21 protein-coding genes are annotated in these 22,724 nt (G+C 43.8%); 20 read left to right on the top strand and 1 reads right to left on the bottom strand.

From position 1 onward, the window contains the following. Positions 1-274: 274 nt before the first annotated feature. Positions 275-331 carry a hypothetical protein gene (locus MHZ95_RS20975; RefSeq protein ID WP_370642918.1) on the bottom strand — a complete coding sequence of 19 codons (57 nt, stop codon included), beginning with the start codon at positions 329-331 and terminating at the stop codon, positions 275-277. Positions 332-565: 234 nt separating this feature from the next. Between MHZ95_RS20975 and MHZ95_RS05455 the strand changes: the two genes are divergently transcribed. From MHZ95_RS05455 to hemL, 20 genes are all read left to right on the top strand, one after another. Then, the gene (locus tag MHZ95_RS05455) at positions 566-1,252 is read left to right on the top strand and encodes an aspartate/glutamate racemase family protein (RefSeq protein ID WP_239389513.1); all 687 of its coding nucleotides are present in this window, start codon (positions 566-568) and stop codon (positions 1,250-1,252) included. Further along, a complete protein-coding gene (locus MHZ95_RS05450) occupies positions 1,249-2,442 on the top strand; it encodes an iron-containing alcohol dehydrogenase (protein WP_239389512.1) in 1,194 nt (397 codons plus the stop codon). Before MHZ95_RS05455 ends, MHZ95_RS05450 begins: the two co-directional genes overlap by 4 nt. 11 nt (positions 2,443-2,453) lie before the next feature. After that, the gene (locus MHZ95_RS05445) at positions 2,454-3,260 is read left to right on the top strand and encodes an SDR family NAD(P)-dependent oxidoreductase (protein WP_370642917.1); all 807 of its coding nucleotides are present in this window, start codon (positions 2,454-2,456) and stop codon (positions 3,258-3,260) included. An 89-nt stretch (positions 3,261-3,349) separates the two neighbouring features. Further along, positions 3,350-4,339, top strand: a complete 990-nt coding sequence (locus MHZ95_RS05440; protein ID WP_239389510.1) for a quinone oxidoreductase family protein — start codon at positions 3,350-3,352, stop codon at positions 4,337-4,339. Positions 4,340-4,375: 36 nt separating this feature from the next. Then, positions 4,376-5,449, top strand: a complete 1,074-nt coding sequence (locus MHZ95_RS05435) for an Ldh family oxidoreductase (RefSeq protein WP_239389509.1) — start codon at positions 4,376-4,378, stop codon at positions 5,447-5,449. A gap of 79 nt (positions 5,450-5,528) precedes the next feature. Further along, positions 5,529-6,335 (top strand): sugar phosphate isomerase/epimerase family protein, encoded by an 807-nt coding sequence (locus MHZ95_RS05430; RefSeq protein ID WP_239389508.1) that lies wholly within the window; start codon positions 5,529-5,531, stop codon positions 6,333-6,335. Between the two features lie 325 nt (positions 6,336-6,660). Next, positions 6,661-7,410 (top strand): GTP cyclohydrolase II, encoded by a 750-nt coding sequence (locus MHZ95_RS05425; RefSeq protein WP_239389507.1) that lies wholly within the window; start codon positions 6,661-6,663, stop codon positions 7,408-7,410. Beyond that, positions 7,407-8,510 (top strand): bifunctional diaminohydroxyphosphoribosylaminopyrimidine deaminase/5-amino-6-(5-phosphoribosylamino)uracil reductase RibD, encoded by a 1,104-nt coding sequence (gene ribD, locus MHZ95_RS05420; protein ID WP_239389506.1) that lies wholly within the window; start codon positions 7,407-7,409, stop codon positions 8,508-8,510. Before MHZ95_RS05425 ends, ribD begins: the two co-directional genes overlap by 4 nt. Before the next feature lie 12 nt (positions 8,511-8,522). After that, positions 8,523-9,092: a 5' nucleotidase, NT5C type gene (locus tag MHZ95_RS05415; RefSeq protein ID WP_239389505.1), complete on the top strand. Its 570-nt coding sequence runs from the start codon at positions 8,523-8,525 to the stop codon at positions 9,090-9,092. A 55-nt stretch (positions 9,093-9,147) separates the two neighbouring features. Beyond that, positions 9,148-10,122: a tetratricopeptide repeat protein gene (locus tag MHZ95_RS05410; RefSeq protein WP_239389504.1), complete on the top strand. Its 975-nt coding sequence runs from the start codon at positions 9,148-9,150 to the stop codon at positions 10,120-10,122. 110 nt (positions 10,123-10,232) lie between these two features. Then, on the top strand, positions 10,233-11,519 hold the full coding sequence (tig, locus tag MHZ95_RS05405) for a trigger factor (protein WP_239389503.1): 1,287 nt from the start codon (positions 10,233-10,235) through the stop codon (positions 11,517-11,519). A 148-nt stretch (positions 11,520-11,667) separates the two neighbouring features. Beyond that, complete coding sequence (clpX, locus tag MHZ95_RS05400; RefSeq protein ID WP_239389502.1) at positions 11,668-12,933, top strand: ATP-dependent protease ATP-binding subunit ClpX; 1,266 nt, start codon at positions 11,668-11,670, stop codon at positions 12,931-12,933. A 123-nt stretch (positions 12,934-13,056) separates the two neighbouring features. Further along, positions 13,057-15,381 (top strand): endopeptidase La, encoded by a 2,325-nt coding sequence (gene lon / locus MHZ95_RS05395; RefSeq protein WP_239389501.1) that lies wholly within the window; start codon positions 13,057-13,059, stop codon positions 15,379-15,381. After that, a complete protein-coding gene (yihA, locus tag MHZ95_RS05390) occupies positions 15,378-15,959 on the top strand; it encodes a ribosome biogenesis GTP-binding protein YihA/YsxC (RefSeq protein ID WP_239389500.1) in 582 nt (193 codons plus the stop codon). Before lon ends, yihA begins: the two co-directional genes overlap by 4 nt. A gap of 271 nt (positions 15,960-16,230) precedes the next feature. After that, a complete protein-coding gene (gene hemA / locus MHZ95_RS05385; protein ID WP_239389499.1) occupies positions 16,231-17,595 on the top strand; it encodes a glutamyl-tRNA reductase in 1,365 nt (454 codons plus the stop codon). Positions 17,596-17,717: 122 nt separating this feature from the next. Next, a complete protein-coding gene (locus MHZ95_RS05380) occupies positions 17,718-18,548 on the top strand; it encodes a cytochrome c biogenesis protein (RefSeq protein WP_239389498.1) in 831 nt (276 codons plus the stop codon). A gap of 175 nt (positions 18,549-18,723) precedes the next feature. Then, positions 18,724-19,653 (top strand): hydroxymethylbilane synthase, encoded by a 930-nt coding sequence (gene hemC / locus MHZ95_RS05375; RefSeq protein WP_239389497.1) that lies wholly within the window; start codon positions 18,724-18,726, stop codon positions 19,651-19,653. Then, positions 19,646-20,404 carry a uroporphyrinogen-III synthase gene (locus tag MHZ95_RS05370; protein ID WP_239389496.1) on the top strand — a complete coding sequence of 253 codons (759 nt, stop codon included), beginning with the start codon at positions 19,646-19,648 and terminating at the stop codon, positions 20,402-20,404. Before hemC ends, MHZ95_RS05370 begins: the two co-directional genes overlap by 8 nt. Positions 20,405-20,406: 2 nt before the next feature. Continuing rightward, a complete protein-coding gene (gene hemB, locus MHZ95_RS05365; protein ID WP_239389495.1) occupies positions 20,407-21,387 on the top strand; it encodes a porphobilinogen synthase in 981 nt (326 codons plus the stop codon). Continuing rightward, positions 21,388-22,680, top strand: a complete 1,293-nt coding sequence (hemL, locus tag MHZ95_RS05360) for a glutamate-1-semialdehyde 2,1-aminomutase (RefSeq protein WP_239389494.1) — start codon at positions 21,388-21,390, stop codon at positions 22,678-22,680. Positions 22,681-22,724 lie beyond the last annotated feature (44 nt).

Here is a 22,724-nt window from a genome sequence, read left to right as displayed (position 1 = left end):
AAGTTAAGCCTCCGGCGGATGTCACAGATTTTGAAAGGAGTTAATCGAGCAAGCTCGATTCAAAATCTGGACGCAATTACGCCGAGGCGTAATTGATCGTAACTTCATCAATTATTATCATTAACTCAGGCCGGGATTCTGGTCTGAGTTAATGATTCGTAAAAGGCGATGTTTCCGTTTTTAGTGATTTCTACATTATCGACATTCATAATAGGCAACTAATAGCTTTCCTTACTATATGAAAACAACGCCCCTTCTTCTTCTGGAAAAGAGCTTAATTCAAATTTATTTCAATTTGTTGCAAGCGATACGTTAAAGTTGACTTCGAAATATAAAGAAGTTCAGCTACCTTCGAAATATTTTTTCAGCATAAACTTTCTGCAACATGAGCCAGTCTTTTCTATCCATATAATAACCCTGCCCTTGAAATAGAAAATATCTATTGAATTTTATAGAAAATAGGTATTTTTCTTATTTCTATAAATATCATACACTGATTTTACACCAATAATAGCTCAAATTTTTAATTGGAAGTGAATTCAATAGGTAGTCAGGAGGTAATAAATTGTCTGGTCAAGATTATAGAATTGGGCTGATCCATGCAACGATGAACTCAGTGCAGCCAATTTTAGAGGCTTTTCAAGCTCATGCACCACAAGTTACCTTGGTGAATTTTATGGATGAAAGTCTTATTTTTGAATTAAATGAAACAGGAATTGTCACAAAAGGGATGGCTCGCCGTTTGTTGCATTTAGTAGAAAAAGCGGAGATGAGTGGAGTAGATGGAATTCTACTGACTTGTTCATCTTTTACGCCAGTCATTGTAGAGAATAGCCACTTATTTGAGGTACCTGTACTCAGTGCAGATTTTAGTATGTTGGAAAAAGCGGTAGAAACAGGCACACGGATTGGTGTCATTGCGACTGTAGAAGCAGCAGGGCCGACAACAACGAAGTTACTTGAAAGAATCTCCTTAGAAAGACAGAAGGAACTTTCGATTCAAACAGTGATCATCCCAGAAGCCTTCCAAGCATTACAAAATGGAGATCGTACGAAACACGATGCGCTCATTCATCGGAAGGTAAAAGAGTTGACGACTGAATGTGACGTCATTCTGTTCGCTCAATTCAGTATGGCGAGAGCATTGGTGACACTTGACATGATGACAATAAATAGACCTATCCTAACAAGTCCTGAAATTAGCGTGAAATCGATCATCACTGAAATAGCGAAAAGGGAGGCTAATTTGTGAGTATTTCTTACTTTCGAACAGCTGAAACGTTGATTACTGGGTCAGGTTCTATTGCACAAATCGGCGAACAAGCTAAAAAGTTGAACGCATCTAAAATCATCATCGTGACAGATAAGGTGATTCGTCAAACGGGATTACTGTCAAAAGTGTTAGAGCCGCTTAAAGCTGCTGAAATTGAAGTTGATCTGATTGATGATGTCGTTCCAGAGCCGCCTTTTGAAAATCTGGAAGAAATGATAATTAAAATAGAAGGAAAAGGATACGATTTACTTGTCGGTGTCGGGGGTGGAAGTGCTCTTGATATTACGAAAGTCCTTTCTATCATGTTAACGAATAAAGGGGATATTCGTGACAAAGTCGGCATCGAAAAAGTAGAGAAACCTGGAGTTCCTACGATTCTAGTTCCAACAACTGCTGGTACAGGGTCGGAAGTTACCTTTAATGCTATTTTTACGGATACCCGTGATCAGGTCAAAAAAGGGATTGTCAGTCCTTATTTGCTTCCCAAGGTGGCGATTGTCGATCCTGAATTGACCTTAACAGTTCCTCCAGCAGTAACAGCAGCAACTGGGATGGATGCGCTTGTTCATGCCGTAGAATCCTACACGGCAATTCGTGCGGATGAATTGACAGATGGAATTGCCTTGCAAGCTATTAAGCTCATCTCCCGTTCTTTACGGACAGCTGTTTATAATGGCAAGGATTTAAAAGCGCGGGAAGATATGGTGATGGGGAGCTTATTGGCTGGGATTTCACTTGGAAATGCAGGAGTGGGAGCCGTTCATGCGCTTGCATATCCACTAGGCGGAAAATACAAAGTCCCCCATGGTGTAGCCAATTCTTTGCTGTTGCCATTTGTTATGAAATACAATGCGGTCGCTGATTTGGAGAAATTTGCTGAAGTGGCGAAAGCGATGGGTGAAAATGTAAATGGACTATCTTTGCGCGAAGTTGCAAATTGTGCTGTGCAAGCATTGGCACAATTATCTGAGGACGTAGGTATCCCAGCAAGTCTGAAGGATGTAGGGGTTGCTTTCTCTGATATCCCTGCACTTGCTGAAGAGGCTAGTAAAGTTGAACGTTTGCTTTCGAATAATCCGAGATGGTTAAGTGTCAAAGAAATTCAAAAGATTTATGAAGAAGCATACGGGACAGTGGAAACAACAACTCTTATACCCGTCCAGGCTTAACTGTTTTTAAGATCTTTTTTCAGGCGGACAAGCAACAGAAAGAAGGGGAAATAATGAGTGATTTTTCCGAACTAGAAGGGAAAAAAGTTCTTATCGTTGGTGGGGGCAAAGGGATTGGGAAAGATATCGCATTTGCATTTGCCAGACGCGGCTCTAATGTAATCATTACAGGCAGGAACGAAGACGATCTTAGAAAAACGACGGAAGAGTTGCGAGAAATTAAGCCCAACTGTTCCTATCTAACGGCTGATATACAAAACGTCCATGAAATTTACACGATGATCGACGCTGCTGTTTCTCGGCTTGGCCAAATTGATGTGTTGATCAACAATGCGGGTATCAACATACCGAAACCGGCACTGGAAGTTACAGAAGAGGATTGGGATCGTGTGCTGGATACCAATTTAAAAGGCAGTTTCTTCTGTTCGCAACGGGCTGGGAAATATATGATCGAGCAACAGATTCCGGGGAAGATCATCAACATCGTCTCGCAGATGGCTTTCGTCGGTTATATCAAACGTGTGGCTTATTGTTCGAGTAAAGGCGGTGCCGTACAGATGACAAAAGCATTGGCCATTGAATGGGCTCCCCATCAAATCAAGGTGAATGCCGTTGCGCCGACTTTTATCGAAACGGATTTCACTAAACAGATGTTTGACGATGAAGATTTTTATCAGGATGTCATCAGCCGCATTCCATTGGGAACATTGGCTAAACCGAGTGATGTTACGGGCGCTGTACTATTTTTGGCCTCTAATATGGCGAATTTCATTACAGGTGAAACCATTCGTGTAGATGGTGGGTGGACAGCTATCTAACAATCTATCATTGACAGGCAGTAAGTAAGTTTTTTGCTGTATACTTACAAGTGAATTAGAAGGTAGAAAACACGAAGGGAGCTTGTATGATGTATGCAGTCACTGTTTCTGAATTTGGAGGTCCTGAAGTATTAAAGTATGTTGAAGTTTCGATGCCGCTCGTAAAAACTGATCATTTATTAATAAAAGTAGAAGCCACCAGCGTTAATTTTGCAGATGTCAAAGCTCGTTACGGAAATAAAGATCGTCAGCCGCCTTTTATACCGGGGCTCGATGTTGCAGGCACAATCGTGGAGGTTGGAGAAGGGGTCGAAGACTTTCAAGTGGGTCAACGAGTGATTGCATTTCCACAAGGCGGATCGTATGCAGAATATGTCGTTGCCCATACGAATCTGACATTCGAAATACCAGCGAATGTTGATTTTACAACGGCGGCAGCGTGCCCGATCGTTTCATTTACTTCTTATAAGTTGCTGGCAGATGTAGGACGAATGACACGTGGGGATGCAGTACTCGTTCACGCGGCAGCGGGTGGAATCGGTACGACGGCTATACAACTTGCGAAGCTTCTTGGTGCTAGTACAGTCATCGGAACTGTCAGCAAGGAAGAAAAAGTGGCTACTACCCTTGAAGCAGGGGCCGACTTTGTCATCAATACTTCCAAAGAAAATTTTGTGGCGAAGGTTCTCGAAATCACCCAAGAAAAGGGAGTAGATTTGATATTAGATTCCATAGCGGGGAGAGTAACCGAACAAAGTTTATTATGTTTGGCGAAATACGGCAGATTGGTTAACTTTGGAAATGCAAGTGGAGAAACAGCTACGATTCAAACAGCAGATTTGACTGCTAGTTGTCGATCTATATTGGGATTTAGTTTTGGAACCACTCGAAAGCATCGGCCGGAGACCGTACGTGATACGGCGAACAAAGTCTTCGAGTTTCTGGAAAACGGGAGTTTAAAGATTGTGATCGGGGAAAAGTTTCCGCTGGAAGAAGCGGGCAAGGCGCACAAGTTGATGGAAGATAGAGGGAGTAAAGGTAAGATTCTTTTAATTCCGCCGACTTCTACGATCGTTTAAGCGCTGATTCCCTGTTAGATGAAGGGAGAAGATGTTGTGGAGAAGTCTGAAATTACTATTGATTATAAGGATTTAACGGATGCCGCTACCCGTCTGTTGGAAGGGGGCGGTTTACGGAGTGAAGATGCGGCAATTGTGGCGCGTGATCTTGTTGCTGCGAATTTACGCGGACTGGATTCCCATGGCGTCTCACGCATCCCCATGTATCTTGAGCGGATTAGACGTAAAGTCGTCAATCCGCAGCCAACTATTAAGGTACAAAAAGTGACTTCGGCTGTTTCCCTTATTGACGGAGATGACGGGATGGGCTTCCTTGCCGGCCATCAGGCGATGGACGAGGCGATTCAATTGGCAAAAGAAAACGGGATTGGTCTTGTAGGGGTTCGGCGGAGCACACATTATGGGATGGCAGCTCTTTACGTGAAGCAAGCAATTGATGCGGGCTATATTTCCCTGGCTTATACAAATTCATCCCCAGCGATACCGGTTTGGGGTGGACGGGAAGCTTTTCTGGGAGCGAGCCCATTCGCTGCTGGTGTTCCAGGAGGGAAAGAAGCCCCGTACGTTTTAGATATGGCCATGACCGTCATCGCGCGGGGGAAAATTCGACTTGCCGCGACTCATGATGAACCGATCCCTCTCGGCTTGGCGCTTGATTCGGATGGGGTACCGACGACCGATGCAAAAAAAGCATTCGAAGGCGTCTGTCTACCATTTGGCGGTGCAAAGGGCTCTGCGCTTGCGATGTTGATGGATTTACTGGCAGGCGTTCTTACAGGAGCGAACTTTGGAGGAGAGGTAAAGAGCCTTTATTTTGATCATACGGAACCTCAAAATGTCGGACATCTTTTTATCGCTATACGTCCTGATCTATTCGTTTCCAAGGACGAGTTTGCCGATCGGATGGATACGTTTGTCAATCGGGCAAAGGAAGTTCCGTTAGCACAGGGGTTTGAGGAAATTCTTATTCCTGGAGAACCGGAGGAACGGACGGCTATGAAGCGGTTGGAATCGGGCATACCTATTACGCAAGAAGTGATACAAAGTTTAACGGAAGAGGGAGAACGGCAAGGGACTGATCTAACTCATTTTTTCGAACTGACCAATTAAGTGGATTGCCTAAATGCTCTGCGCGAATATAGAAACTAGAAATGAGCGTCAACTACTTAATATGCAAGGGTGATGATCGTTGAAATTAGCCTATCCATTTTTAACGGAGGAAACTGAAAATCCGTCGCTCGGTTTTCGCGGTGATCCAGAAGAAATCTTCCCGTTGCTAAAAGAGCTAGGGTATGACGGGATAGAGCCACTGGTTCGTAATCCGAACAAAATCCATACATCTTCTTTTGAAAAGTTCATTCATCACTTCGATCTGGATGTTGCGGCAATTGGAACGGGGCCGGTCGTAAGCGACGACAAGCTGACTTTTACTGCAAAAGATGACAGTGTGAGAAAGGAAGCCCAAAAGAGGGCAAGGGGAATTGTGGAATTTGCTTCGCTGTTTGGTTGTCCCGTCAATATCGGTAAATTAAGGGGAGATATTGATGGCGATCAGTCTGAACAATCGTGGCAATGGTTACGGCAAGGCATTGAGCAAGTATGTGAACACGCAGAGAAATACGGAATCCGGATTGCACTGGAACCTCAGTCTAAAAAGGTGATTAACAACTTGAACAGTACCCAGCAAGGTCTTGCATTTATCCGGGAGATGGATTTTGAAAATCTTTTCCTTATGCTCGATGTGTACCATATGAATCTAGAAGACGAATCGATTGAAACAAGCTTTAGAGAGGCGAACGGCAGCTTCATTTATATCCATATGGCTGATAGTAACCGTCAGGCTCCTGGCAAAGGAAATCTTAACTTCCAAAAAATAATCCAGCTACTCAATGAATTGAATTATCAAGGTTTTATGACACCTGAAATTATGCAAGCCCCGGATAGCTACAGGGAAGCGAAAGCCGCCATTGACCATTTGAGATTATGTGGTTTGTGAACTAAATAATAGCTGTCAGATCGGTTACCCGAACTGACGGCTTTTTTTTGATAGAGGTGACTGTAGATGTGCAATTCCTCATTGCACATCCAATAATTCTGTAAGATAGGCAAAGTGATGTGGTTAGTGAATAGAAAACTCATACGTATACAATATAAGTCGAGTGTGTCAAGAGTTTGACGAAACATGGGGTGTTTCGAGCAAAATCAATGAATCGTAAAACGCATATCCCTATGCTATTATGGAAATGTCGCACTTGGATTTTAGATATAAATTGAATTGATTTATAAAATTAACCACATTTAACTATAGAAGGAATGATTGTATGTTACATGCAAAATTGGAGACAAAAGTATTAGATGTCTTGAAGGAAAAAATACAAATGATCGAGACGGATGAGGGTGCCATCTATTTAGTGGGACCTATCAAACTCCCCGTCAATTTGCACGGAGAAACGGTCGTCTTTCAATGGTATTGCTGGCTGAACCGTTGTCAGGCGACGGAAGATTATCAAGAAATCATCGATCAGCTATCATCTGCTAATTTGGCGGAATACCAACAGTCAAGCGTACTCGTTTACGGGGACTTTGCAGAAGCGGATGATGCGTTGATTCGGATGCACTCGATTTGTCATACGGGGGATATCTTCGGAAGTAAAAGATGCGATTGCGGTTATCAGTTGAAGCAGTCCATGCAAAATATTGTCGATCATGGGACGGGAGCGCTTTTCTATTTAGCCAATCATGAAGGACGCGGGATCGGTTTGTTCAGCAAGGCGATGGCCTATGTATTGCAAGAAAATGGTTACGATACAGTGGAAGCGAATGAAAGTCTTGGATTTGTCGACGATTCAAGAAATTATGAAGATGCCATCCGTGTGCTAAAGACTTTGCGGACCAAACCTGTCAAACTGATGACGAATAATCCAAAGAAACTGGAAGCACTCCAAAAAGCCGGCCTTCCGGTATCCGGGCGTGAACCGCTATGGGGCGATAAATCTGAGTACAATGAGAAATACTTACAGACGAAAATATTGCGGTCCGGACATTTGGGGGAAGAAGGGACACCCGAATGACTAACCATGAATTTTACATGAACTTAGCTTTGGAAAATGCACGTGCCATGAAGGGACAGACAGATCCGAATCCACTTGTCGGGTCTGTAATTGTCAATGAGAACCGCATCGTCGGAATCGGTACGCATTTGAAGGCTGGAGAGCCGCATGCTGAGGTCCATGCCATCCAGATGGCCGGAGAGAAAGCGAAAGGCGGCACCATCTATGTGACGCTAGAGCCGTGTTCACATTATGGACGAACCGGTCCTTGTGCGATGGCAATTGTGGAGGCTGGACTTCAAAAAGTAGTCATTGCGACATTAGATCCGAATCCGATTGTCGCCGGCAATGGCGTGAAGATTTTAGAAGACGCGGGAATAGAAGTGGTCGTTGGCGTCATGGAAGAAGAGTCACGGAAGATGAATGAAGTGTTCAACAAATTTATTGTTGAACAGAAGCCATTTATGACAATGAAAGCCGGTAGCTCATTAGATGGGAAGATTGCGACGCACACCGCTGACAGCAAGTGGATAACGTCCGCCGAAGCAAGGGAAGATGTCCATCATCTGCGTAATGAACATATGGGCATTTTAGTCGGCGTCAATACGGTTATCGAGGACAATCCAGAATTGACGACAAGGATTCCGAATGGGAGGAATCCGATTCGCATCATTTTGGACTCCACTTTACGCATTCCACTAGCCTCGAAAGTGGTGCGAGATGGACAGGCAGCAACGTGGATATTCACTGCGCAGACGTATGACCAAAAGGCTAAGGATGAACTGGAGAAAAAAGGGATTTCCGTTTATCATACATCAGGCATCACACATGTGGATCCGAAAGATGTCGTCCGCATCCTTGGGGAAAAGCAAGTCTCCTCTGTCCTGATTGAAGGAGGAGGTACAATACACGCTGCTTTCTTGGAAAATCAGCTCGTCGATAAGGTGGAAATCTATATCGCGCCTAAGCTGGTCGGAGGCACACAGGCTCCTACATTTTTGGAAGGTGCGGGCGTCAATCTCATGCGAGATGCTGTCGATTTGGAAAATCTTCAGATTACGCAAATAGGGAAAGATTTCAAGTTCACGGGCTATCCGAAATACAACAGAGAACTAGATTGAAGGTGCAGAGTAATGAAATTCGGTTTTGATATTGATGATACATTGATCAATTTGAGGGAACATGCTTTTCATATTTACAACCGGAAGTTAAATCGGAATGTTGAGGTCGATCTTTTTCATAAGCTAGATAAAGTTGAAATCCATGAGCTCTTTGACATGACAGCCAAACAAGGGAGTGAAATGTGGAACAGTTCATTGGAAGAGATCTACTTTACATCATGTCCAGCGTATCCGGATGCGGTGGAGACTTTGCAAAGATTGGAAAGCGAAGGCCATGAAATCTATTATATTACGGCAAGGCCAAAAGAACATGGCGAGCGTACCATGCAATGGATGATCGACAATCAGTTTCCCGTCGATCAGGATCGTTTTTATTATGGCATGAATGATGAGGATAAAGTTCATATTATCAAAGAGTTGGAACTGGATTATTATTTTGATGACAAGCCGATTATTATAGAAACGTTAAGAAATCTCCCTTTAAAAGTGTTCACGAAGACCCAATCCTATAATCAGCATTTAGATATCCCTCGGATTACTAATTGGTCGGAATTAGACGACTTACTTAAGATCGGGGATTAATTTCAATATGGGAAGGGCTATGTTATAGTAGGGATGATGAAAGAAGGTGTGCGTATTGCGGAGGAAATACGGAAGGCTGCGAAAAAAAGCGAATGTTGTCGTCTTCCCTGGAACATTTGAAAAACTTGTAGAAAAAGGGTTGACCTCCGTTGAAAAAGGGGAGTTTGAGCAGGCAGTCAAAGCTTTTGACCAGGCGATTGTTTATGAACCTGACTTTCCAGAATTTCTCGGTCCTTACGCGGTAGCCCTTTACGAGACGAAAGATTTTGAACGCGCAAAAGAAATCGCCGCAAGGCTATTACAGAGCGGCACGGCCAATTACATCGATGTGATGGAGCTCTATTTGACAATCAGCATCCAGTTGCAGCAATACGATGAGGTTGAAATGACCATCGGGACCTTGATCGATGAAGGTGTTGTACCGGATGCCCTGCTGAGCAAATTCCATTATTTAAGGGAGCTGAACGGCAGACTTTCGGAGCGTTATGCGCAGAATGAGCCGGAAATTCAAACAAAGCCGCTAACTCTCGGTGAATTTATGGAATTGGATACGCTAACTCAGCAATACGCATTGGCAGCGCTAGAAGGAACGGACCTGAATGACATGATTCCATTGTTAAAAGGAATTGTGGAGCTTCCCGATGTTGCACCGCTTATTTTAACTTTCGCGTTGACATTATTACATCAAGCGGGTTATGAGGAAAAAGTGACCGTTCGAAAGTTCGATCGTGAACGGGTTGTGATCCCTGCCGAATTGACGATGCCAGGACAGGACAGCATGACATTGAAAGTTTTGGATGAGATTGAACGGTTACTGTTCAAGGAACCATCTCGGCTGGAAATGGCAAAAGGTTTAATCGAAAAGTTTACCATCACGTCTTTTCCGTTCGGTTGGGGGGACTACGAACCGAAGGAAGTAGCAGAAGCTTACTTGGATTACATAGAATACTTATTCTCAGGGGAAAGATTTGCCGAAACGGAACTGTCCTGTTACATTCAGCAAATCGACAATGATTCGGACCTCTTGTGATGAAGGAAATCAGTTGAAAGATGAAGAGACTGTGATATACTAAAATGGTTGTCAATTAAGTATATACGTACGAAAAGATATTGGCCAAAATGATTCGGAGGTATTTGATTATGTCAGTAAAATGGGAAAAACAAGAAGGAAACACTGGAACGCTCACAGTGGAAGTTCCTGCAGAAGAAGTAACAGCAGGTCTTGATAAAGCGTTTAAAAAAGTAGTAAAACAAGTACAGGCTCCAGGCTTCCGTAAAGGGAAAATGCCTCGTCAGCTGTTCGAGAAAATGTATGGCGTAGAATCACTTTACAATGATGCGCTTGACTTCATTCTTCCGGAAGCATATGCAAATGCGGTTGATGAAGCTGGCATCGAGCCGATTGATCGTCCGGAAATCGATATCGAACAAATGGAAAAAGGGAAAACGCTCATCTTCAAAGCGGTCGTTACGCTAAAACCTGAAGTGAAACTTGGGGATTACAAAGGTCTTGAAGTGACACGTCAAGAAACGGAAGTAACGGATGAGGAAATTGAAGAGCAATTGAAAGATCGCCAAAAAGCATTTGCTGAAATGGTCGTTAAAGAAGACGGCGCTGTTGAAAACGGCGATACAGTGAAACTGGACTTCGAAGGATTTGTTGATGGCGAAGCATTCGAAGGTGGAAAAGCCGAGCAGTATGACCTTGAAATCGGTTCAGGTTCATTCATCCCAGGTTTTGAAGAGCAATTGGTCGGTCTGAAGCAAGGTGAGGAAAAAGACGTTGAAGTCACATTCCCAGAAGAATACCATGCTGCTGAACTAGCTGGCAAACCGGCTGTTTTCAAAGTGAAAATCCATGAAATCAAAGCAAAAGAAGTTCCAGAACTTGACGATGAACTCGCAAAAGAAATTGACGAGGAAGTTGAAAGCCTAGAGGCACTTCGCGTGAAATTGAAAGAGAAAACTGCTGAAGAGAAGAAATCAGCTTCTGAAACAGCTCTACGTGATGACCTTGTAGAAGCGGCTGCACGAAACGCTGAAGTTGATATCCCTGAAGTGATGATTGACACAGAAGTGGATCGGATGTTGGGTGAATTTGAACAACGTCTTCAAATGCAAGGCATGAACTTGGAATTATACTTCCAATTCTCTGGTCAAGATGAAGCAGCTCTTCGCGCGCAAATGAAAGACGACGCACAAAACCGCGTACGTGTATCATTGGTACTTGAAGCAATCGGCAAAGCTGAAAATGTTGAAGTATCCGAAGAAGAGATTAATGCAGAGCTTGAAAAAATGTCTGAACAATTCGGTATGGACATCGAGCAAATCAAGCAAACGCTTGGCGGTACGGCAATGCTTGAAAATGATCTTCGCTTCACAAAAACAGTTGAACTTCTTGTTGAAAACGCGAAAATCACTGAATAATAATAAGCAATATGGACAAGGTACGGAGACCGTACCTTGTTTTTCATAACATAAGGTAGGAACAATTACGCAAAGGTTACATAGTACTAATTAGTTGATAAAAATCGGGGAATCTTGTAAGATTGTCACTTGAATAGGGGTGAGCATGATGTTCAAATTTAATGATGAAAACGATAACTTTAACTGTTCATTTTGTGGGAAATCCCAGGAACAGGTCCGGAAATTAGTCGCAGGGCAAGGTGTTTATATTTGCGACGAGTGTGTTGAACTTTGTGCTGAAATCGTAGAAGAGGAAGTCGGACTTGAAGAAGGATTCGAGTTAAAAGACGTTCCGAAACCGAAAGAAATACAAAGTATCCTTGATGAATATTTAATCGGGCAGGATCGGGCGAAAAAATCACTTGCCGTTGCTGTCTATAACCATTATAAACGTGTGAATTCGAACAGTAAGATTGATGACGTCGAATTGTCAAAATCGAATATTGTTCTCATCGGACCTACTGGTAGCGGGAAAACATTACTCGCTCAAACGCTTGCACGTATTCTCGATGTTCCGTTTGCGATCGCGGATGCGACATCACTTACAGAAGCTGGTTATGTCGGTGAAGATGTTGAAAACATCTTGCTGAAGCTGATCCAAGCTGCAGATTATGATGTGGAACGCGCAGAAAAAGGTATTATTTATATTGATGAAATCGATAAAGTTGCACGTAAATCCGAAAATGCGTCCATCACACGTGACGTATCTGGAGAAGGTGTTCAACAAGCATTATTGAAAATTCTTGAAGGAACCGTTGCGAGTGTGCCACCGCAAGGCGGTCGTAAACATCCGCATCAGGAATTCATCCAAATCGACACGACGAATATCCTCTTTATCGTAGGTGGCGCTTTTGACGGGATTGAAGAAATCATCAAACGTCGTATCGGGCAGAAGGTGATTGGCTTTGGAGCAGAACCGAATGCGGTTTCTGAAAAGGAATCCTACCTCGCTAGATTAATTCCAGAAGACCTTCAAAGCTTTGGACTTATTCCAGAATTTATTGGTCGACTACCCGTTCTTGCAAGTCTTGAACAACTCGATGAAGAAACGCTCTATCTAATATTGACTAAACCGAAAAACGCAATTGTTAAACAATATCAGAAGATGCTTGAGCTTGACAATGTAACGCTTCGATTTGAAGATGATGCGCTGATTGAAATTGCGAAGGAAGCGATTGAACGGAAAACAGGTGCACGTGGGCTCCGTTCAATTATCGAAAATATTATGTTAGATGTCATGTACGAATTGCCGTCACTTGATGAAGTGACAGAATGTATCATTACAAAAGCATCCGTCAAAGGAGAGGCAAGTCCAATCCTCTTGAGGGAAGATGGTACTTCAGTTGACTTGGATACTGAGAAGAATTCGGCGTAACGCCTGAAGGATGAAGCTGACTCCGACGACGCGCGTACAAATGCGCTTATCGGTTGTCAGCTTTTTTACATAATCGAACCGGTTATGAAGCAGAATACATACTTAATTGGAGGTGACTTCCGCATGCCGGCGAGTACAAAGAAAAATATACCTTTACTTCCATTGCGCGGTCTACTGGTTTATCCAACCATGATTTTACATATAGATGTTGGAAGAGAGCGATCCGTCTTTGCGATTGAGCATGCCATTGCGCAAGATAACCTCATCTTCCTTGCAACGCAACAAGAAATTGAAAATGAGAATCCGGAGTCGGAAGATCTATACCGCATCGGTACGCTGGCAATGGTGAAATCGTTGACGCAACTCCCGAACGGTACGTATCGTGTTCTCATTGAAGGGCTTGAAAGGGCGGAATGGTCGAATTATCAAGAGGCAGATCTCTATCCGGTCGTCGACGTGGTGACTTATCCGGACGATGAAAAAAGGGATGCGGAAACCGAGGCATTATCCCGTACATTGCTCACCTATTTCAAAAAGTACTCGAAAGTTTCGAAAAAAGTGACGAAAGAAACGTACGATTCAGTTGCAGCCATTTCAGAACCTGGAAGACTGGCGGATATGATCGCTTCTTACTTACCGCTTAAACTCCTTGCAAAGCAGGAAATCTTGGAAACCCTAAATGTTAACGAACGGCTTGAATGGCTAATCAGCCGCCTCTACAATGAACAAGAAGTCTTGAAGTTAGAACGTAAAATCAATGAACGTGTCAAAGAAGCGATGGAGAGAACTCAAAAAGAGTTTTACTTGCGGGAGCAGATGAAAGCGATTCAAACTGAACTCGGAGATAAAGACGGAAAAGGCATAGAAGTTGCCGAGCTAACGGAGCGTATCGAAGAAGCCTCTATGCCTGAAGGTGTGAAGGAAGCCGCAATGCGGGAACTTGGCAGATATGAAAAAATTCCATCTGCTGCCGCGGAGAGTGGAGTGATTCGCAATTATATTGAGTGGCTTGTGACGTTGCCTTGGTCGGATGCGACAAAAGACCAATTGGATATCAAACGTTCAGCAGCAATATTAAATCGCGATCATGATGGTTTGGATACGGTGAAAGAACGCGTTCTGGAATATTTAGCTGTCCGACAACTCACAAATTCTTTGCGTGGTCCGATTCTTTGTCTGGAAGGACCGCCGGGTGTCGGAAAGACATCGTTAGCGCGTTCCATCGCAGAATCTCTCGGTAGGAAATTTGTCCGTATTTCCCTTGGAGGCGTGCGCGACGAATCGGAAATCCGTGGTCATCGACGAACTTATGTCGGAGCGATGCCGGGACGGATCATACAAGGCATGAAAAAAGCCGGGAAGATCAATCCAGTATTCCTTCTTGACGAAATCGATAAAATGTCCAATGATTTTCGCGGTGATCCATCTGCCGCCATGCTAGAAGTGCTGGATCCGGAACAAAACCATTCTTTCAGTGATCATTACATCGAAGAACCTTATAATTTGTCGAATGTACTGTTCATCGCAACAGCAAACGATCCAAGTGCAATTCCAGGACCACTTCGCGACCGGATGGAGATCATCTCGATTTCTGGATATACCGAAATCGAGAAGAATACCATTGCAAAAAATCACCTAATTCCGAAGCAGTTGAAGGAACATGGTTTAACTAAGTCCCAAGCTCGCTTTAACGATGCAGCCATCATGGACATCGTTCGATATTATACGCGTGAAGCAGGTGTACGTGGCTTGGAGCGTGAAATTGCCGGTATTTGCCGGAAAGTCGCCAAGCAGATTGTCACTGGGGATAAGAAAAGTGTAACGATTAGCCCGGGAACACTTGAATCGCTGATCGGAAAAAGGAAATTCCGATACGGGCAGGCCGAAACGACCAACCAAATCGGCGTTGCTACCGGATTAGCCTATACACAAGTTGGTGGCGATACATTACAAATTGAAGTTTCGTTATCACCTGGAAAAGGAAAACTCATCTTGACAGGTAAATTGGGGGACGTAATGAAGGAATCCGCACAGACGGCGTTATCGTATGTTCGTTCAAAGACCGAAGAATTTGGGATTGACCCGGAATTTCATGAAACCTGCGACATCCATATACATGTACCCGAAGGGGCAATTCCAAAGGACGGTCCATCTGCAGGGGTAACCATTGCAACGGCCCTTGTGTCAGCTTTGACGAAGCGACCGATTCGACGGGAAGTCGGCATGACAGGCGAAATCACTCTTCGTGGTCGCGTGTTGCCGATTGGTGGGGTTAAAGAAAAAACATTGAGCGCACATCGAGCAGGCTTGACGACGATTATCTTGCCGATTGAAAATGAGCGCGACATCGAAGATATTCCGGAAAGCGTCCGGGAAGAATTGACATTCAAACTTGTTTCCGACGCGGAAGAAGTGCTGGACATTGCATTGGAGGCCGCAATAAAATGAAAGTTCATAATGTAGAAATGATCATGAGTGCCGTACGACCGGAACAATATCCTGAAGAGGGCTACCCTGAGTTTGCACTTGCAGGGCGATCCAATGTAGGAAAATCCTCTTTTATCAATAAAATGATCGGGAGAAAAAGTTTAGCGCGCACTTCATCGAAACCTGGAAAGACACAGACACTAAATTTTTATAAAATTGAAGAACAGCTCTTTTTCGTCGATGTACCGGGATATGGCTATGCTAAAGTTTCAAAATCATCTCGTGAAGCATGGGGAAAATTCATCCAGCAATATATGACCGAGCGGGAACATTTACGGGCAGTCATTCAAATCGTGGACTTACGTCATCCACCTACTGCTGATGACTGCACGATGTATGATTTCTTGGTACATTACCAAATCCCTACCATTGTCATTGCGACAAAAGCGGATAAAATCCCACGCGGAAAATGGGAAAAACATAAGAAAATTGTACGGGAAACGCTTGAAATGCGAAGCGATGATCCACTTCTGATCTTTTCTTCGGAAAAGGGGATTGGTGTCGAAGAAGCATGGAAAGAGATCGAAAGTAGAATGTAACCCGCTTTACCAAAAACCCGGAGACAAAAGTGTTCTACCGGGTTTTTGCACTGGAGAAACTTGGTGCTTTATTAAAAAAATACATCCTGTTGTACGGATGCAAATCCATTGCATTGTTTTGGTGAAAGGCTTAGAATTACATTATAATAATTCTAAAAAGGCATGCTCAACCGTTCATAGTCATATGTTGTTCACAAATTGACCATAATGAAGTGAAAGCCGTATGTTATAATGGAAGCATGAAATAGAACGTGAGAGGTGTGAACACCTGATGCATACTATCGTAGTCGGTGTCAATCACCGGACGGCTCCGGTCGAAATAAGAGAGAAATTGTCTTTTATTGAATCGGAATTGCCGCAGGCGATGCAAACATTGCAACAGCAAAAAAGTATATTGGAAAATGTCATTATCTCGACATGTAATCGGACTGAAATTTACGCGGTAGTCGACCAGCTACATACAGGCCGTTACTATGTCAAAAAGTTTTTAGCGGAATGGTTTAATATGCCGATTGAGTCGTTCTCATCTCATTTGATCATTCATGAGCATGACGGTGCAATTGAACATTTAATGCGGGTTTCTGCAGGAATCGATTCCATGGTGCTTGGTGAGACGCAAATTTTGGGGCAGGTCCGGAATAGCTTCTTGGGAGGCCAATCGATCGGAACGACTGGTACAGTTTTCAATGAACTATTTAAGCAAGCGATCACGTTTTCAAAACGCGCCCATACTGAGACGGCAATTGGTGAGAATGCTGTCTCGGTTTCCTATGCAGCTGTCGAATTGGGGAAAAAGATCTTCGGTTCGTTGGATGATAAGCATATCGCTATTCTTGGCGCTGGAAAAATGGGCGAGCTGGCCGTAAAAAACTTGAATGGCAGCGGAGCTGGAAAAGTGACGGTTATCAACCGGACAGTGTCCAAAGCGGAAGAGCTTGCGGGTAAATTCGGCGGAGTGGCAAAACCGATGAGCGAGTTGCAATGCGCACTTCTTGAGGCCGATATCCTCATCAGTTCAACGGGGGCAAATGGATTTGTCATCGATGTGGAATTGATGAAGCTTGTCGACAGAATGCGCAAAGGTAAACCGATCTTCATGGTCGATATCGCAGTGCCACGCGATCTGGATCCGCGCATTGGCGATTTGCCGAATGTCTTCCTTTACGATATCGATGATTTACAAGGGATTGTTGAAGCGAACCTTGCGGAAAGGAAACGTGCGGCTGAAGAGATTGGTGTAATGATTGAAAAAGAAGTGGTACAGTTCAAAGAATGGGTCACAACGCTCGGTGTCGTACCTGTCATCTCTGCACTCCGTCAAAAGGCGAATCTTATCCAAACGGAAACGATGACAAGTATTGAAAACAAAATGCCGAACTTAACAGAACGTGAGAAAAAAGTTTTGAATAAGCATACAAAATCAATCATCAATCAATTGCTGAAAGATCCGATTTTGCAAGTGAAGGAATTGGCAATGGATGCGAATGGGGCAGAAAAACTGCAATTATTCCAGCAAATTTTCGGTATCGATGAGGATGTCGTGAAAGAAAAAGAAGTACTTGCGAAACAGGCGAAAGAGCGGCTAAAAAGCAGAGCGGATAGAAAAACGGTAATGCAACCGGACCTGACTTATTAGGAGCTTGTCGATGAGGTGTTTCCGCATCAGTGTGATACACTAAGGATGCAAGGGAACACCTTTTTTCATTAATAGAAATAAGCAGGCCTTCGCTTTTGCTTTTAGAAAGGCAGAGGTTTATCATGGCTGATATGGCGATGGCGAGGCTGCACGAATTGATGGTTGTACTTTACGCCGTGAGCCTCGTCTTTTACTTTATTGATTATTTGAATAAAGACAAGATTGTACATCGATGTGCCTTTTGGATATTGTTTATCGTCTATCTATTACAGACTACTTTTTTAATCATGAATATTATTGAAAAGCAAAGGTTCCCGGTTCTTACACTCTTTGAGGGCATTTACTTTTATGCATGGCTGTTAATTACGGTGTCTATTATTCTACACTTATTTTACAAAATCGGACACGCAGTATTCTTCCTAAATGTTATCGGTTTTATTTTTATGACGATTCATACATTTGCGCCGACGCAAATAGAACAATCTCCAATTGGAGAGGCACTCATTTCAGAACTTTTGATTATTCATATCACATTTGCAATACTATCGTATGCTGCATTTGCGCTCTCTTTTGTTTTTTCGATTCTCTATTTACTTGTCTATAAAATATTAAAGAAGAAGAAATGGTCAAAACAGTTTGGCAGATTACCATCCTTACACCAGACGACAATCAGCACGAAAGTGGCAATCTATACAGGGATTCCTTTGTTGCTCGTCAGTTTGATCTTAGGTATGCAATGGGCGCATGTAGCGTTGCAGGAATGGTCATTTTTCGATATGAAAATCATAGGTTCGTTTTTCTTGCTTGCAGTTTATAGTTCTGTATTATTTTTCATGCGGAGTGGTAAGCTGACAGGAAACGACTTTGCATGGGCGAATGTATTCGCTTTTCTTTTTGTAATCATTAACTTTTTCTTAGGAAGCAGGTTGTCAGAGTTCCATTTTTGGATCTAAAACCAAAAGCGCAAGCGCCTGTTCAGCCCCGACAAGCGCTGGAAGGTTTGAAGGTAAAGGCGCCCTTTGCCTTTGTCAGCAAGACTGAAGCGACGCGAGGGGTTAGGCGCTGGAGTCTAGACGTAACCAAAAGCGCAAACACTTAGGAATAGACAATTCGAAAGGTTGGATAAGATTGAGAAAAATCATCGTAGGTTCAAGAAGAAGTAAACTGGCATTAACGCAAACAAACTGGTTCATCGATCAGATGAAAGCTGCCGGTGTGCCTTTTGAATTTGAAGTGAAGGAAATCGTGACAAAAGGCGATCAAATTTTAGATGTCATGTTATCGAAAGTAGGGGGGAAAGGCTTGTTCGTTAAAGAAATTCAACAAGCCCTTTACAATAAGGAAATCGACTTTGCTGTCCATAGTATGAAAGATATGCCGGGTGTCCTTCCAGAAGGTCTTGTGATCGGTTGCATTCCTGCGCGTGAAGATGCGCGTGATGCGTTCATTTCGAATGGACATGTAAAATTCATGGATCTTCCAGCGGGTGCAATCGTAGGGACATCGAGTTTGCGTCGAAGTTCACAACTTCAACTCCTTCGTCCAGATTTGGAAATCAAGTGGATTCGCGGTAATATCGATACACGTCTGAAGAAATTGCATGATGGGGAGTATGATGCCATTCTACTTGCAGCTGCAGGCATGAAACGGATGGGCTGGAGTGAAGAGGTCATTACGGAATACATGTCAGTGGATGAATGTATCCCGGCAGTAGGGCAAGGGGCGCTAGCAATTGAGTGCCGTTCGGATGATGAGGAATTGCTTGCTGAACTGGCAAAATTAACAGATGAAAAAACATGGAAAGAAGTCGAGGCGGAGCGTACGTTCCTGACAGAAATGGATGGCTCTTGTCAAGTGCCGATTGCCGGTTTTGCAACATACGATGGCAAAGAAGTAGAAATGACTGGTTATATCGCAACACCGGATGCGAAACAAATCTTTAAGAAGACGGTCAAAAGTGTAGATCCTGTTGCTGTAGGGACAGAAGTGGCGCAAGCATTACGTGCGGAAGGTGCTTCCGAAGTCATTGAGAAAGTGAAGGCGGAAATGGATGCGTGATGGTCAACCCTTACAAGGAAAAACCGTCATTTTTACGGGGACACCCAAGTCGGAAGAAGTGTTCGACCTTGTAAAGCAATATGGAGGAACACCAATTTCTTTACCGCTTATTCAAGTGAAGGAATGTATCGACCCGACAGACGAGCTCCGATTGAAAACTTGTCCGACATATGATTGGCTTATTTTCACTAGTCAAAGTGCGGTTGCGGCAATTGCGGCTAAACTCGATCGGCATCATATTCCAGCGAAGTCGATTCAAACGAGAATTGCAGCTGTAGGAACTAAAACGGCAGAAGCGCTTGAAAAGCTCGGGCTAACAGTAGACTTCATCCCGACTATATTTAGTGCAGATACATTCGTTCAGGAATTCAATCCATCTGGAACGTCTATCCGCCGTATTTTGTTTTTACGCGGTTCCATTGCAGGTCCGACGATCAAAGAAGGTTTGCCTTTTGAAGTGGATGAGTGGACAGTCTATTCAACTGAACGGGCAACCGATTCCATTGGTGTGCTGATTGAGCAATTGCAACGAAAGCAGCAAAAGACGATTCTTTTTGCAAGTCCCTCCGCTGTGAAAGTGTTTGCTGAGGAAGTTGCGCCAATAGCAGGATGGGATGGTTATACGATCGGTGTCATCGGACATGTGACGGAAAAGGCGCTGATCGATGTAGGAGGAGTCGCCCATGTCCGTCCTGATACATACACATTGTTGAATCTTGTCGAAGCATTAGCGAAGCGAAAGGATGGATAATTTTGGAGAAATTACAATTCAGACGAAATAGACGTCTACGCAATACACATGCATTACGTTCAATGGTGAGAGAAACGGTCTTGCGGAAAGAAGACTTTATCTATCCGATATTCGTCGTCGAAGGGGAGAATGTGAAAAATCCGGTATCTTCCATGCCGGGTGTATATCAGTTCTCTTTGGATCGTCTAGCGGAAGAAATCGATGAAGTCGTTGAGCTTGGCATACCTTCTGTCATTCTATTTGGCGTACCGGAAGAGAAAGATGCAATGGGCACAGGTGCTTATCATGATCACGGAATCGTTCAACAAGGGATTCGATTTGTAAAAGAACGCCATCCGGAATTGGTTGTTATTGCGGATACATGCTTATGTGAATATACCGACCATGGACATTGTGGAGTTGTCGAAGGGGAAAAAGTATTAAATGACCCATCACTAGAATTGCTTGCCCGAACAGCGGTCAGTCAAGCAGAAGCTGGTGCAGATATCATCGCTCCGTCAAACATGATGGACGGCTTTGTTGCGGCCATCCGTCAAGGGCTTGATGCGGCAGGATTTACCGATATTCCAATCATGTCTTACGCCGTGAAATACGCTTCGGCTTATTACGGACCTTTCCGGGAAGCGGCGGATTCGACTCCACAATTTGGCGATCGTAAAACCTATCAGATGGATCCCGCGAACCGCTTAGAAGCGATGCGCGAAGCCGAATCGGATGAAGCTGAAGGGGCAGATTTCTTAATTGTCAAACCTGCCTTGTCTTACTTGGATATCATTCGAGACGTCAAAAATAACTTTGTTTTACCGATTGTCGCGTATAATGTCAGCGGTGAATATGCGATGGTCAAAGCAGCGGCACAAAATGGTTGGATTGACGAACAGCAAGTTGTTCTGGAGACGTTGACAAGTATGAAGCGTGCAGGTGCAGATATCATCATGACCTATCATGCAAAAGATGCAGCGCGCTGGTTGGAGGGAAAGTAAATGGGTAGAAATTATGAGAAATCTAAACAGGCATTCAGTGAAGCTGTCAATCTGATGCCAGGAGGGGTAAACTCACCCGTTCGTGCATTTAAATCGGTCAATATGGATCCGATTTTCATGGAAAGTGGAAAAGGCGCAACAATCACGGATATCGATGGCAATGAATACATCGATTATGTCCTATCATGGGGACCGCTTATTCTTGGGCATACAGATCCGGATGTAGTGGCAGGTATTAAACGAGTAGCGGAAACAGGCACAAGTTTCGGCGCATCGACACTTGTTGAAAATGAATTGGCGAAAATTGTCATTGAACGTGTGCCGTCCATCGAAATGGTACGTATGGTGTCATCCGGAACGGAAGCGACGATGAGTGCATTGCGTTTGGCGCGTGGCTATACGGGGCGCAATAAGATTTTGAAATTCGAAGGTTGCTATCATGGCCATGGGGACTCCTTGCTGATCAAAGCAGGTTCAGGTGTTGCGACACTCGGTCTTCCGGATAGCCCTGGGGTACCGGAGTCAATTGCGAAAAATACCATTACCGTTGCATATAATGACTTAGAAAGCGTCAAGGTGGCATTTGAACAATACGGTGATGACTTGGCGGCTGTTATTGTTGAACCGGTTGCAGGCAATATGGGCGTCGTACCTCCTGAGCCAGGATTCTTGGAAGGATTACGTGAACTGACTGAGAACAACGGAACATTGCTCATTTTTGATGAAGTGATGACAGGCTTCCGTGTCGGCTATAATTGTGCACAAGGATATTTTAGCATCACGCCGGATATTACCTGCCTTGGAAAAGTGATCGGGGGAGGCTTGCCTGTCGGTGCGTACGGTGGTAAACGTGAAATTATAGAAAAAATCGCGCCAGCAGGGACAGTGTATCAAGCAGGAACCCTTTCAGGTAACCCACTTGCTATGACGGCTGGTATCGAAACGTTGAAGAAATTGACGCCAGAATCCTATGATCATTTCATGAAACTGGGCGATCAGCTAGAAGCCGGTTTCCGAGCGGCAGCAGAAAAATATAATATTCCGCATACGGTCAATCGTGCCGGTTCAATGATCGGCTTCTTCTTCACGAACGAAAAAGTGTCGAATTATGATCAAGCGAAGACGTCCGATCTTGAATTATTTGCAGATTATTATCGTCTCATGGCGGAAGAAGGGATCTTCCTACCGCCTTCTCAATTTGAAGGCATGTTCTTATCAACGGCCCATACGGAAGAACATATTGCGAAAACAGTTAAAGCATTCCATACGGTATTTGCACAACTCGCTCGGTAATTGATCGGAAAAGGCTTTCCTGAACTTGCTAATCAGGAAAGCCT

Source organism: Sporosarcina sp. ACRSM, assembly GCF_022346545.1.
Classification (GTDB): Bacteria; Bacillota; Bacilli; order Bacillales_A; family Planococcaceae; genus Sporosarcina.
The sequence above is the reverse complement of the archived record's forward strand: the minus strand, read 5'-3'. Positions and strand labels throughout refer to the sequence as shown.

Coding starts and splice junctions, on each gene's coding strand:
- hemL (WP_239389494.1), top strand. CDS start 21,388: ATGGGTAGAAATTATGAGAAATCTAAACAGGCATTCAGTGAAGCTGTC.
- MHZ95_RS05440 (WP_239389510.1), top strand. CDS start 3,350: ATGTATGCAGTCACTGTTTCTGAATTTGGAGGTCCTGAAGTATTAAAG.
- yihA (WP_239389500.1), top strand. CDS start 15,378: ATGAAAGTTCATAATGTAGAAATGATCATGAGTGCCGTACGACCGGAA.
- lon (WP_239389501.1), top strand. CDS start 13,057: ATGCCGGCGAGTACAAAGAAAAATATACCTTTACTTCCATTGCGCGGT.
- MHZ95_RS05380 (WP_239389498.1), top strand. CDS start 17,718: ATGGCTGATATGGCGATGGCGAGGCTGCACGAATTGATGGTTGTACTT.
- ribD (WP_239389506.1), top strand. CDS start 7,407: ATGACTAACCATGAATTTTACATGAACTTAGCTTTGGAAAATGCACGT.
- MHZ95_RS05370 (WP_239389496.1), top strand. CDS start 19,646: ATGCGTGATGGTCAACCCTTACAAGGAAAAACCGTCATTTTTACGGGG.
- hemA (WP_239389499.1), top strand. CDS start 16,231: ATGCATACTATCGTAGTCGGTGTCAATCACCGGACGGCTCCGGTCGAA.
- MHZ95_RS05415 (WP_239389505.1), top strand. CDS start 8,523: ATGAAATTCGGTTTTGATATTGATGATACATTGATCAATTTGAGGGAA.
- clpX (WP_239389502.1), top strand. CDS start 11,668: ATGTTCAAATTTAATGATGAAAACGATAACTTTAACTGTTCATTTTGT.
- tig (WP_239389503.1), top strand. CDS start 10,233: ATGTCAGTAAAATGGGAAAAACAAGAAGGAAACACTGGAACGCTCACA.
- MHZ95_RS05425 (WP_239389507.1), top strand. CDS start 6,661: ATGTTACATGCAAAATTGGAGACAAAAGTATTAGATGTCTTGAAGGAA.